This window comes from Hydrotalea lipotrueae, from assembly GCF_019249625.1.
In the GTDB taxonomy this organism is placed as follows: Bacteria; Bacteroidota; Bacteroidia; order Chitinophagales; family Chitinophagaceae; genus Hydrotalea; species Hydrotalea flava.
On record NZ_JAESDL010000001.1, the window covers coordinates 43248 to 56694 of the forward strand.

The window sequence follows — 13447 nt, forward strand, 5'->3', positions numbered from 1 at the left end:
ACTGTTTAAAAGTACAGTTATTTTCTAATAAATGTGGCAAAACAGCCCTTGTTATGTACCTTTAACCTTATTTTGTAGCATGGCAAAACAAACTTTTGAAACTAACACTTTTAAACGATTAAGAAATCAGTACCGGCTTGTATTAATTAATGATGATACTTATGAAGAGCTGGTAACTTTTAAATTATCACGTTTAAGTGTATATGTTGTTTTTAGTACTGCATTTGTTTTATTGATTAGTTTAACGGTAGCGCTGATTGTTTTTACCCCGCTAAAATATTACATTCCCGGTTATGGTTCAAGGGAAAGCAGAACAGAATTACAACTTTTGCAAATGCGTACCGATTCATTAGAGAAATCTATTCAATATAAAGATCAGTATTTAGAAAATCTGAAAAAAGTGCTTTCGGGTAATATGCCTGCACAGAAAGATACCGCCAGTTTAATAATTCCTAAACAAGAGTTAATTAAAGAATGAGCGAGCAGCCAGATAATAAGAAATTATTGCTTCAATATGCTACATTAACCGGCGAACTGATTATTGCCATTGCCATTTCAGTTTATTCTGGTTGGTGGATGGATGTAAAATTTTCATTCGCTATTCCTTTATTGGTTTGGCTATTACCTTTAATTGTTATTATTGTTTTAATTATAAAAGTTATTAAAGACACAAGCAGAAAATAATATGCAACAAACCCCCTTTTCTTTCTCAAAAAACATTTTGCCTTTATTTATTTTATTCGTATCGGTAAATAGTTTGCTTATTTTCTTTAAAAAAATGATGTATACGCATCAAATAGATGTGTGGGTAGTATTTTCTGCCAATTGCATTTTATTTGTAATCAGCATTTTGAGCCTTGCCTTGCATATACAGGCGGCCCATAAAAAAACACCCATGGCATCAGTAAGTAATGTAATGATGGTAACACTTATGAAATTATTAGTATTGGGAGGAGCTGCTATTTTATATTTGGTATTAGCCGGTCCAAACAGAAGTGTTTATGCAGTTTTTGTTGGCATGGTTTTGTATTTGATGTATACTTTTTTAGAAGTATACATTGCGGCTAAAATTAATGGAAATAACAAATAGATATGGCTGTTACGCAACATCCAATGCATATACTGGCAGAGTTCTTACCCGAAGGCTGTTTTGAACCTGTTGCAGATTATCTAAACCACTATAAAGTACATTTAACCATTACCCGAAAACGGAAATCGGTATTGGGCGATTACAGGCATGCATCGCAACATAGGAATCATTCCATTACTATTAATGGAAATTTGAATAAATATGAGTTTTTGATAACACTTTTACATGAATTGGCGCATTTACTTACATTTGAAATCTTTGGCCATAAGGTAGAACCACATGGTAAAGAATGGAAACAATTTTACAGCAAGTTATTGCTTCGCTTTACTGAACAGCAGGTATTTCCCGAAGATATTGTATTGGCATTGCAGAAAAGCATTCGCAATCCTTCAGCTACTGCAAATGGCGAAACAGAATTGCTGATTGTATTACGAAAATATAACACAGTTTCAACAACAGATGTGTTGCTGTTGGCGCATGTGCCGGAGGGTGCAGTTTTTATTACTGAAAATGGCCGGTTATTTAAAAAGGGGCATAAACGAAGAAAGCGATATGAATGTGTGGAAGTGCAATCGGGATTAAGGTATGCTTTCAGCGCTATTTGTGAAGTGAAATTGTATGCAGCACAATAAAAAAACGTTGAACAGTAAAACCATCCAACGTTTACAATAATTTGAAATATATTTATATTTATGCAACTGCTTTTTTTACCAAAGCAGCAGCTTCGCTTAATTCAATGGCAGATTGAACTTTCAGTCCGCTTTCATCAATTAATTTTTTGGCTTCTGCCGCATTGGTTCCCTGTAAGCGAACAATAATGGGAATATGAATATTGCCTAATTTGTTATAAGCCTCAATTACTCCGGCAGCAACCCGATCACAGCGAACAATGCCACCAAAAATATTGATAAGAATGGCTTTTACATTGGGATCTTTCATGATGATTTTGAACCCAGCCTCAACGGTTTGGGCATTGGCAGTTCCACCTACATCTAAAAAGTTGGCAGGTTCACCACCGCTTAATTTAATCATATCCATGGTAGCCATCGCCAATCCGGCCCCGTTTACCATGCAACCAACGTTGCCATCTAATTTTACAAAATTTAAGTTGTATTGGCCGGCTTCTACTTCTGTAGGATCTTCTTCTGTAATGTCGCGTAAGGCCGCTAAATCTGAATGGCGCATTAAAGCATTATCATCCAAATTCATTTTACAATCTACCGCAATTATTTTATCATCGCTGGTTTTGAAGAGTGGATTAATTTCTAGCATGGAACATTCCAATCCCACATATGCATTGTATAAATTGGTTACAAATTTTACGCAATTTTTAAATGCTTCGCCGGTTAAACCAAAATTGAAGGCAATTTTTCTGGCCTGAAAAGGAAGTAATCCACCGGAAGGATGCACCCATTCTTTAAATATTTTTTCCGGAGTTTTGTGGGCTACTTCTTCAATATCAACACCGCCTTCGGTGCTGTACATAATTACATTTTGACCTTTTGCACGATCTAACAAAACCGATAAATAAAATTCCTTTACAGGATTGGGGCCCGGATAGTAAACATCTTGAGCAACAAAAATTTTATTCACTTTTTTTCCTACAGGTCCTGTTTGTATGGTAACCAATGTACCACCTAAAATATTTTTGGCAATATTGGTAATATCTTCTGCACTCTTGACAACGGCAACTCCTCTTTGCTCAGAGCCTACAATTTTTCCTTTTCCGCGACCGCCGGCATGTATTTGCGCTTTAACAACCGCAAAATTGTTATTGGTTTGTGTTTTAATTTGTCTGTATGCTTCTTCAGCAGCCATTACTGTATCTACCGCCATACCGTCTTGAACGGGTACATTGTATTTTTTTAATAATTCTTTCGCCTGAAATTCATGTAAATTCATACGTAACTATTTAGGATGCGAAGTTAAGGTTTTTGTAGTGCTTATACTGGTATTTATGGTATTAAAAAAATATTTACTGTAAGTATTTTTCTTCTAAAACCCGCTGATGATGGAGCAAATGCCCAAAAATGATAAAGCCGATGGCATTTACAGTTAGGGGATAATTATTAGCAGTTCCCGATAATGAGAGCGTTGGCTCCGGCAGTGATTGTAAAAAATAATCGGTTGATTGCCTGAGTGCAATAAATTCATCCAACAAATTTTTTAAACTTCTGTTATTGGCAATCGCTCTTTCAGCGTACCATTGCTCATCAAAGCCGGGTAAATTTTTGTTGTCTGATCTTGCAAAGGTGAGCATGCGATACGCCATAATACGTTCTGTATCTATAATATGTTGCAGGATGTCTTTCGGTGTCCATTTGCCTGGAGCATAAATAAAATTTTCTTTCTCCTTCGGAATACCTGAAAAGAACTGAATAATGGAATGGCTGAATGTTGTAACCAGTTCTTTCAGGTTATTGCAACCTGCTGTTTGTTGAATGTAATCTTCATAATAAGATGGATATTCTCCGGGGAGTGGTCTGCTCATATACGATGATTGTAGGGTTAATAATATCTTTATTTCAGTTGCGTAGCGGTTTTTTTATCGGCACTCGATTTTTCTGCAGCCCATTTCCTTCCCAAATCTTCTGCTTGTTTTACTGCATGGGCAGCATTGATAATACCCCCACTTTTTGAAAGAGCTGCAAAAGGAATGGTTTGTTGTGTTCCGGGCTTAAAATCGGCCAGTGTGCTATCAGGATGCAGAACAGAAGCCATGATAATTTGTTTTACTTCTACTGCAGTTAAATTCGGAAAATAAGATCGAATCATTGCAGCAAGACCGGTTACAATAGGAGCTGCCATGCTGGTTCCCCGTAAATTGCCGTATTCATTTTTTTTGGGTAAGGTGGAATATATTTTTACACCCGGGGCAAATACATCTACTTCTTTGCCTCCATAGTTACTAAAATCTGCAGCCATACCCTGACCCATTGACGGGTCGTTGCTGGCGCCTACTGTAATAAAATTATTGGCTGTACTGTTTTGAAATAGAAAATGAGGATTGGGATAATTTTCTTTTGTATCTATATCTGCCGATTCATTCCCGGCAGCATGCACAATTAAAACATCTTTTTGCTCGGCATATTTTACGGCGCTATCTACCCAATATTTCTGGGGCGAATAAGATTTTCCAAAACTCATATTGATTACTTTGGCTCCATTATTTACAGCATAAAAAATGCCTAAGGCAATATCTTTATCGTATTCATCCCCATCGGGAACAACTCTTACCATCATTACTTTTACATTGTCTGCAACGCCATCCATGCCAATGCCATTGTTGCGCTGTGCAGCAATAATGCCGGTTACATGCGTGCCATGCATAGGGTCTGGGCCCATTACATCTGCATTGCCATAATATTTATCCTGAATATTGTTATAATTGTCTTGAACTATTTTGCTACGGTAATTAATGGGTGGTGTATCTTTTTCATTGAGTGCATCCTGTTTCCCTTCAATATAATCGTTTAATTCGCTGATTACTGCTGTATTCTTTTCATCGGGATCAATTCCCACCATTTTCATTAAAGTAAGATACCCGAATTTGGCTTTTTTTCCTTCAGGCGTAGTAGGTTCAAAGCTTTCTAACTGGGCACAATTGTATACTTTAGTGCCCATTTCTTTTTGTATTAAAGAATCGTGTTTTTTGATAGAGTTCAGGGTGATGTTTAAAAAAGCAATTTCCATCTGATCGTCGTTGCCTTTATTCATTTCATCGGCTGCCATTTTCCAAATTCGGTATTCGTATTTGTCTTTTTGACTGAATTGGGTAGTGTCAATATTCTTGCCTGAAAATTTATTTTTAAACTGATAAAATACTCTGGATCGTTCATCTCCGGCTTTTTTTAAATTTTCTCCATTTTTATTTCCTAGAAAATTCCATCCATACACATCGTCTACATATCCATTGTGGTCGTCATCAATGCCATTGCCAGGAATTTCTTTGGGGTTATGCCATAAAATGCCTTTCAGGTCTTCATGGGTGGTATCTACACCAGAATCTAAAACAGCTACAATAACGGGCGTTGATTTGATGTGATTGGCTTTCAGGTATTGATAAGCTTCATTTAAACTAATGCCATAGTATTTGTCTTTTGTTGCATCCATCAAATGCCAGCCTTCAGGTACATTGCGCATTTGTGCAGGAGCTGTGGAATGGATAAAAATAGATACTAATAAAGCGAAGCAATAACGTTTGTTCATTGGGGTGCATTTTAAGCGATACAGTAGAAATGAAAGGCAATAATTTGTTTACAATTGGGTAACTACCATTAGCAAATGTCTGATTATCCCTGCAATAAAGGCAACAGTACAATGCGATTTAGCTAAATGTTAAGTAAAAAGCTGCATTTACAGTTTTTTATAATCTTCTCTTTCCGGATAAAATACATCCAGTAAGCTACAATCGGTAATGGCTAAACCGGCATGTGGTACATTAGGTGGAACGACCATTACTTCGCCCGGCTGTAAGGTATATTCAATTCCATCAACAGTTAGTTGAAAAGTACCTTGTAATACATGCGCAATTTGCTGGTGCGGATGGTGATGCAGGCCTAATTTACTGCCGGCAGTAACCTGTAAATACGAAAATGTATTGGTTCCGGTATGTATGAACTGTGCTTTATAACCCGGAACAATTTCTTTAACAGGCAGTTCGGCTACATGAATAAGTGGCATAATTATTATAATTCAAAAGTAATGCCCTGTGCTAAAGGCAAATGGGTTCCCCAGTTAATGGTATTGGTTTGTCGGCGCATATAGGCTTTCCAGGCATCGCTTCCGCTTTCTCTGCCACTTCCGGTTTCTTTTTCTCCACCAAAAGCCCCGCCTATTTCAGCACCACTGGTACCAATATTTACATTGGCTATGCCGCAATCGCTGCCGGCATATGATAAAAAGGCTTCTGCTTCACGCAGGTTTAAAGTCATGATTGCAGAAGATAAGCCTTGTGGTACGTTGTTTTGTATAGCAATGGCATCTTCTAAATTGGTATAAGGCATGATGTACAAAATAGGAGCAAAGGTTTCCTGTTGAACAATGGGCATACCAGGTTGTACCTCGGCTACACAGGGTTTTACATAACAACCACTTTCGTATCCAGTACCTTCTACTACACCTCCTGGCACTGCAAACTTCCCGCCTTGTTGTATACATTGGTCAATAGCATGTAAATAATGTTGTACAGCAGCTTTGTCAATTAAGGGTCCTACATGATTTTCGGGTTGCAATGGATTGCCAATTTTAAGTTGCTGGTAAGCTGCAACAAGTTTGGCTTTAAATGTTTCATATACTGATTCGTGAATAATTAATCTACGCGTTGTTGTGCAACGTTGGCCGGCTGTGCCAACGGCGCCGAAAAGGCAGCCGCGTAAAGCCATATCTAAATCTGCGTGTTGCGAAATAATAATGGCATTATTGCCTCCTAATTCAAGAATTGATTTTCCGAGCCTTGCTGCTATGGCTGTACTCAAAGCTTTTCCCATTCTGGTAGAGCCTGTGGCACTGATTAAAGGAATTCTGGTATCATGGCTCATCCATTCTCCAACAGTTTTATCACCTTGTATCAAACAACTTACGCCTTCTGGTACATGATTTTTTGCAAAAACTTCAGCCACTATTTTTTGAACGGCAATGCTGCAAAGCGGTGTTTTTTCACTTGGTTTCCAAATGCAAACATTTCCACATACCCAGGCAACGGCGGTATTCCAACTCCATACAGCCACCGGGAAATTAAAAGAGGAAATAATTCCCACCATACCCAGCGGATGCCATTGTTCATACATACGGTGGTTAGGCCGTTCACTGTGCATGGTTAAGCCATATAACTGGCGTGATAAGCCAATGGCAAAATCGCAGATATCAATCATTTCCTGCACTTCACCCAAGCCTTCCTGCAGACTTTTTCCCATTTCATAACTCACTAATTTGCCTAAATTTTCTTTATTTAATCTTATTGCATCACCAATTTGGCGAACTACATCGCCTCTTTTAGGTGCCGGCCAGTTACGCCAAATTTTAAATGCTGCAGCGGCTTTATGCACAACAGCTTCATAAGCTTCTTTGTCGGTGCTAATTACAGCAGCAATTGAAGCGCCATTAACAGGTGTAAAGCTTTCTATTTCAGCACCATAACTTTTTATCCATTCTGAACCGGTCGATGTACCCGGATTGGTTTTTTCTATATGCAGCAATCTGATAAAGTCCATGATAAATATTTAAGGACTGCAAGGTAAGATAAATGTAAAAATAAAAAAGGTATTGCCCGGATTGTGATCAATCAGCAATACCTTTTCAATGTAACCCTGCATGAAAATAAAACAGTTTGAAACGAATGTAAAATTCGAAGCAACTTTAATAAATTTATGATTTGATAGGTGAATGGGAAGAAAATATCGGAGAACTTATTGTAGCTGACGGCTCAATAATAAATCATATACATCTGAATAGCTACTGCCAATGGGTATTTCTTTACCGGCTACTAAAATTTTATTTTTATTGAATTTGTCAACTTTGCTAATGGGTACAATATAGGAGCGATGTACCCTAACAAATTCTTTGTTTGGAAGTTTTTCCTGCATACTTTTTAAGGTCATTAAAGTTAATACAGGGTAGGGTTTTATGTGAATTTTGATATAATCATCCAACGCTTCAATTAATTCAATATCCTTCAAATTAATTTTCATCATTTCATAATTCACCTTTACATAAATAGAATTTAATTGTAGTTCCTGAGAAGATAAAAATTCCTGATATTCTTTTGCTTTGTAAGCTGCTTTTAGAAAGCGATTATAATCAAAGGGCTTTAATAAATAATCAATTGCATCTACATTAAACCCTTCTACAGCAAAATCTTTAAAGGCGGTGGTAAAAATTACCAATGGCTTATTGGTTAAATTTTTATATAACTGCAATCCGTTGATATCGGGCATTTGAATATCCAAAAACAACAAATCCATTTTATTTTCTGACAAATATTGTATAGCATCATTCGGATTGGTAAAAATGTTTTCTAACTGTAGGAATGGTATTTTTTCGCAGTATTGAGAAATAATTTGGAGTGCCAGGGGTTCATCATCGATAGCAATACATTTCATATGCATATATTTTTGATGTTGAATATTTGTATTTTCAAATGAAAATTTAATTGTTTTAAACTATGGTTAGATAGCTAAAAAATGTTTAAACAACCTGCACGAGTGTTAATTCTACACTAAATATATTTTTTTCATTTTTTATTTTCAACTCATGTTTGGCCGGATAAAGTAAGGTAAGTCTTCTTTCCACATTTTTTATTCCAATTCCTGTTGTTTCTGTAAGCGAATTACCTGCATTAGAAACAATGGAATTTTTGACAGAAAAAATAATAGTATTGTTCTGAATGGCAATATTAATATGAATAAATGACGGCTCAATTGTGCTTACCCCATATTTAAATGCATTTTCTACAAATGGAATAAAAATAAGGGGGGCAACACGTTGATTACTGATATTGCCATCTACTGTAAAGGTTAATGCTACATTCTGTGTAAGTCTGACTTTCTGCAAATCAATATAATCGTTCAAAAAATCAATTTCATTTTGCAGAGGTACCCAATCGTTTTTAGTTTCGGCTAAAATATAACGCATTATGGCCGAAAGCTTTAATATGGCAGAAGGTGTTTGATCGCTTCCTGTAATGGCTAATGAATAAATATTGTTGAGTGTATTAAAAAAGAAATGGGGATTAATTTGTGATTTGAGAAACGAAAGTTCTGTTTGCAACATCTCTTTCTCAATTTTTTCTTTGGTACGCTCTACCTTTAGCCATTGCTGCAGTACAGAAATGCTGGTACCTACGGCAAATACCAGTAAAAAAACCGCATAACTTCCTGGAAAATATCTGCCGGATCTTCTTTTTGGGATAGGTGGTGGTGCGGATGCTTTTTTATTGTTGCCTGCTTTATACCCTGCTCCATGTTGTTGCAACATAACCGAGTCAGCTTTTTTAAAATCATTTCTAAACTCATTTCTGATTTTTGTTTCAGTGGTATTGTTCATCCACAAAGCCAATTGCCGTGGCAAATATAAAAATCCATACATACATATCGCAATTACCAGAACGTAAGGTATCCATTGCTTATTAAATAGCAGGTTGGGTATAAATAACAAAGTGTTTAAATAATAAAATACCAGCAAAAAAAGGTTGATGGTGATAAACAGTGTAATGATATAACGACTAACTTGTTGGGGAATATCTTTTGGCTGCGGAGCAAAAATATAGGGAAGCATGAAAAATGAAATCCATGCAACAATATGTATTAGAACAATAATGAATTTTTTTGAACCCGTTTGCATACAGTTGGTTGCTTTATATAAAGCTAATCAGTAGTTTTAGTCTGTTCATTTTTTTTCGGGTGAAATATTCAATCTGTCGGTAAAAATTTAATAAGACTCATTTTTGTTTGGAAAATCATTGGTTTTTACATCCTGGATATATTGCTGAACTGCCTGTGTAATTTGCTCATGTAAATTGAGGTACTGCCTTAAGAAACGTGGTTTAAATTCTGTATTAATGCCCAGCATATCGTGCATTACCAATACCTGCCCATCGCAGTGAGGGCCTGCACCAATGCCAATGGTAGGAATTTGAACAGATTGTGTTACTGTTTTGGCTAATTGGGCCGGTATTTTTTCTAATACAATGCCAAAACAACCGGCCTGTTGCAATAGCAATACATCATTTTTCAGTTTTTCTGCTTCTTCATTTTGAGTAGCCCTGACTGCATAGGTGCCAAACTGGTAAATGCTTTGCGGGGTTAAACCTAAATGCCCCATTACCGGAATACCTGCTTTTACAATTCTTTGAATACTTTCAAGCACTTCTTCACCGCCTTCTAATTTTATGGCATGGGCGCCGGTTTCTTTCATAATTCTAATGGCTGAAGCCAAAGCAATATCACTATTAGACTGGTAGGTTCCAAAAGGAAGATCTACCACAACCAACGAACGGCGCACTGCCCTGATAACGGAGGCTGCATGATAAATCATTTGATCAAGTGTTATAGGCAATGTAGTTTCATGACCGGCCATTACATTGCTGGCACTGTCGCCTACCAATATTACATCTATTCCTGCTGCATCAAAAATGCCTGCAAATGAATAATCGTAAGCAGTAAGCATGGATATTTTTTCTCCACCGGCTTTCATTTTTTGTAAAGTGTGGGTGGTTATTTTTTTTATTTCTTTTTGAAGAGACATGATGATTGATTTTTTCTATTTTACAGAAATAAGAACATGTATTTATTTTGAAGCCTGTGTAAGCCCTTCATATAAGCTTTGAATTAACCCATCGGCCAATCCAATTTTGGGAACATAAATTTCATTAATGCCTCCCCAGCGCATTACATTGGTGTAGATCTGTAGAGCCGGAACAATTACGTCTGCGCGGTCTTCGCGTAGTTTATATATTCTGATTCTTTCTTCTAGGCTCACATTTGATAATTCTTTGTAATAATCTTTCAGTAAGTCTATTGATAATGGTTTTCCTTCTTTCTTTTTGCTTAGTGAGAATATTTTATTAATATTACCACCACTACCAATGGCTATAATTGGTAAAGCCGATTTGGTATTGGTCTTCAGGTGTTCTTTCATTTCTAACCAGGTATTATCTGCCACCAGTCCTTTTAATAAACGGATGGTGCCTATATTGAAAGATTCCTTGTACTTTAATTTTCCTTCTGCAAAAAATGTAAGTTCAGTGCTGCCGCCGCCAACATCAATATACAGGTAAGCGTGCTGTGTGTCTAAATTTTCTGCAATATGATTTTCGAATATCATGGTAGCTTCTTCATCGCCGGTAAGGATTTTGATTTCAATTCCGGTTTCTAACTTTACTTTTCTGATGATATCGCTGCTGTTTTTAGAATCACGCATGGCACTGGTTGCACAGGCTTTTATGTGTTGTACCTCATAAACATTGAGCAGATGGCTGTATGCCTTCATGGTTTGTAAAATCATTCCGCATTTGTGTTTTGAAATCTCAGCATTTTCAAAAACATCAAACCCCAGTCGCAAAGGCACCCGTACTAAATTTACTTTGTTAAATTGAACTTTTCCTTTGAATTCAATAACATCTGCTATTAATAGCCTTGCTGCATTACTGCCAATATCAATTGCTGCTAATCTCAATTTGTTGTTGTGTTTTTTTATACAGGTAAAAATAGGTTTCTATTTGAGAACGGATTTGTTTTTTCCCTGAATGGGGAACATAATTATTGGATAATTCACTGTCTAATATCCGTGCTTTTACATTGTCTGAAAGTTGAATGTTGATGATATCAATAATTTCCTGCCGAAGTTTTACATTCAATACGGGTATTGCCACTTCTACACGATGGTCTAAATTTCTTACCATCCAGTCTGCTGATGATATATATATTTTAGGATTGCCCTCATTTTGAAATATCATTACTCTGGCATGTTCTAAATATTCATCTACAATGCTAATGGCGCTTGCATTTTTACGCATTTTACCAAAATCCATTTGTGCACAGAATATTCCTCTTACTATTAGTTGAATGGGTACACCTGCGGCAGCTGCATCGTACAATTTTTCAATGAGTGGGGCATCACTTAACGAATTTAGTTTTAGTGTAATGCCTGCTTTTTTACCTGCTTTGGCATTTTTAATTTCTTTATTAATAAGGGCATTAATTTCGTTGCGCATATTGGTAGGGCATACCATTAATGTTTTGCACAATTTTAAATTGCCGGTACCCAATTTCCAAAATTCAAGGTACCTGAAAATACGGTTAATATCTGCCATTACATTTCTGTTGGTAGTAAATAAGCATATATCACCATACACTTTGGCGGTATCTTCATTCAAATTGCCGGTGCTTACAAACCCATATTGTATAATTTTATGTTTCACTCTTTTTTTGATGATGCATAATTTGGCATGTATTTTCATGCGTGGAACGCCTAACAGTACTTTGATTCCTTCTTCTTCTTCCAAAACTTTTTTCCATTCTAAGTTGGCCTCTTCATCAAATCGTGCTTTTAATTCCAGCATTACTACCACTTCTTTTCCGTTGCGTGCTGCATTGATGAGTGCATTAATGATTTTAGATGTTGGTGCCAGTCTGTAGGCAGTTACTTTTATTGATTTTACATCCGGATCAATAGCAGCTTCACGCAATAAATCGATTACTGCGTTAAATGAGTGATAGGGAAAATGCAACATTAAATCTTGCTTTAGAATAACATCTGTAATACGTTGTGCATGCTGCAAATCAGGATGTGTAAAGGGTTTCCGGCGTTCGGTAGTGTGATGAAATACATCCGGGAAATCCATAAAATGCCTGAAATTATGGATTCGACCACCAGGTATAATATTACTTTTTCTGTTGAGGTTCAGGCGTCTAATCAGATATTCTAATAATCCGGCATCCATTTCTTTATCATACACAAATCTTACGGGCTTGCCCTTGCGTCGGTTTTTTAAACCTTTTTCAATTTTTTCAACAAAGGTGGTAGATACATCATTGTCAATATCTATCTCAGCATCTTTGGTAACTTTAAATACATGTGCACTAAAATAGTCATATTCAAAATATGAAAAAATATTCGGCAAATTAGCCCGAATCACATCTTCCAATAACATAATGTGACTTTCTTCCTCTTTTGAGGGTAGTAAAACAAAACGCCCTACTGCTTTTGCAGGTATTTCAATTAACGCATATTTTTGCTGATAAGCCGAATTTTTTTTTCGCATTACTACCCCTAGGTAAATGCTTTTATCACGCAGATAGGGCATTTGCGGCAAACTTTCAATCATTAAAGGAATTACATTTACCCGAACGGTATTATCGAAATAATTTTTAACAAAAGCCAATTGTTCTTTTGTTAAATGAGATTCATCTACCAAAAAAATTTTTTCTCTTTTTAATTCTTCCAGAATTGCATCCCATATTCGGTTAAACTCATTTTGTTGTTGCAATACAATGGTGTGTATTTCATCCAAAATTTTTTGTGGATGCTCTTCCATGTGCATATTGAGTAACTTGCGTTTGGCACTAAATTCTACCATTCTTTTTAAAGTGGCCACCCTTACTCTGAAAAACTCATCTGTATTGTTTGAAAATATACCTAAAAAACGGATACGTTGTTTTAATGAAACGGTAGGGTCGTTAGCTTCCTGTAATACACGTGCATTGAAACTTAACCAGCTAATATCTCTTTGAATGAATTTTTTCTTCGACATGGATGAACGGATAGTTTATTCAAAGATACAGAAGCCTGTTTTTCTTTAAAGGTTTCTTCTATATTGTTACCCTTCAATTTAAAAAATAACCGAATACCTTTTAATGC

General features: G+C 36.3%; 14 protein-coding genes. 4 read left to right on the forward strand and 10 right to left on the reverse strand.

Annotated features, from left to right (window positions below; translation table 11 throughout):
• Window positions 1–79 precede the first annotated feature (79 nt).
• The 4 genes from JK139_RS00195 to JK139_RS00210 are packed head-to-tail and all read left to right on the forward strand — an operon-like array spanning window position 80 to window position 1722.
• Complete coding sequence (locus tag JK139_RS00195; RefSeq protein ID WP_074420855.1) at window positions 80–478, forward strand: hypothetical protein; 399 nt, start codon at window positions 80–82, stop codon at window positions 476–478.
• Entirely contained in the window at window positions 475–684 is a 210-nt protein-coding gene (locus tag JK139_RS00200) for a hypothetical protein (protein WP_074420840.1), read from the forward strand. Before JK139_RS00195 ends, JK139_RS00200 begins: the two co-directional genes overlap by 4 nt.
• Before the next feature lies 1 nt (window position 685).
• On the forward strand, window positions 686–1090 hold the full coding sequence (locus tag JK139_RS00205; RefSeq protein ID WP_218330307.1) for a hypothetical protein: 405 nt from the start codon (window positions 686–688) through the stop codon (window positions 1088–1090).
• A 2-nt stretch (window positions 1091–1092) separates the two neighbouring features.
• Window positions 1093–1722 carry a SprT-like domain-containing protein gene (locus tag JK139_RS00210; protein ID WP_218330308.1) on the forward strand — a complete coding sequence of 210 codons (630 nt, stop codon included), beginning with the start codon at window positions 1093–1095 and terminating at the stop codon, window positions 1720–1722.
• Between the two features lie 58 nt (window positions 1723–1780).
• Here the strand turns inward: JK139_RS00210 and sucC are convergent, their stop codons facing one another.
• The 10 genes from sucC to ppk1 form a co-directional block, all read right to left on the reverse strand.
• Window positions 1781–2992, reverse strand: coding sequence for an ADP-forming succinate--CoA ligase subunit beta (sucC, locus tag JK139_RS00215; protein ID WP_074420843.1), 1212 nt, complete (start codon window positions 2990–2992; stop codon window positions 1781–1783).
• A 73-nt stretch (window positions 2993–3065) separates the two neighbouring features.
• Window positions 3066–3581, reverse strand: coding sequence for a DinB family protein (locus JK139_RS00220; protein ID WP_074420844.1), 516 nt, complete (start codon window positions 3579–3581; stop codon window positions 3066–3068).
• Between the two features lie 29 nt (window positions 3582–3610).
• A complete protein-coding gene (locus JK139_RS00225; protein ID WP_074420845.1) occupies window positions 3611–5299 on the reverse strand; it encodes a S8 family peptidase in 1689 nt (562 codons plus the stop codon).
• A 147-nt stretch (window positions 5300–5446) separates the two neighbouring features.
• Complete coding sequence (locus JK139_RS00230; protein ID WP_068241480.1) at window positions 5447–5773, reverse strand: cupin domain-containing protein; 327 nt, start codon at window positions 5771–5773, stop codon at window positions 5447–5449.
• A gap of 5 nt (window positions 5774–5778) precedes the next feature.
• Window positions 5779–7302: an L-piperidine-6-carboxylate dehydrogenase gene (gene amaB / locus JK139_RS00235; RefSeq protein WP_074420579.1), complete on the reverse strand. Its 1524-nt coding sequence runs from the start codon at window positions 7300–7302 to the stop codon at window positions 5779–5781.
• A 195-nt stretch (window positions 7303–7497) separates the two neighbouring features.
• On the reverse strand, window positions 7498–8190 hold the full coding sequence (locus JK139_RS00240; protein ID WP_081301369.1) for a LytR/AlgR family response regulator transcription factor: 693 nt from the start codon (window positions 8188–8190) through the stop codon (window positions 7498–7500).
• A gap of 85 nt (window positions 8191–8275) precedes the next feature.
• Window positions 8276–9364 (reverse strand): sensor histidine kinase, encoded by a 1089-nt coding sequence (locus JK139_RS00245; RefSeq protein WP_179855920.1) that lies wholly within the window; start codon window positions 9362–9364, stop codon window positions 8276–8278.
• A 153-nt stretch (window positions 9365–9517) separates the two neighbouring features.
• On the reverse strand, window positions 9518–10333 hold the full coding sequence (gene panB / locus JK139_RS00250; RefSeq protein WP_074420573.1) for a 3-methyl-2-oxobutanoate hydroxymethyltransferase: 816 nt from the start codon (window positions 10331–10333) through the stop codon (window positions 9518–9520).
• A 42-nt stretch (window positions 10334–10375) separates the two neighbouring features.
• Complete coding sequence (locus JK139_RS00255) at window positions 10376–11263, reverse strand: Ppx/GppA phosphatase family protein (protein WP_074420848.1); 888 nt, start codon at window positions 11261–11263, stop codon at window positions 10376–10378.
• Entirely contained in the window at window positions 11244–13340 is a 2097-nt protein-coding gene (ppk1, locus tag JK139_RS00260) for a polyphosphate kinase 1 (protein WP_074420849.1), read from the reverse strand. Before ppk1 ends, JK139_RS00255 begins: the two co-directional genes overlap by 20 nt.
• Window positions 13341–13447 lie beyond the last annotated feature (107 nt).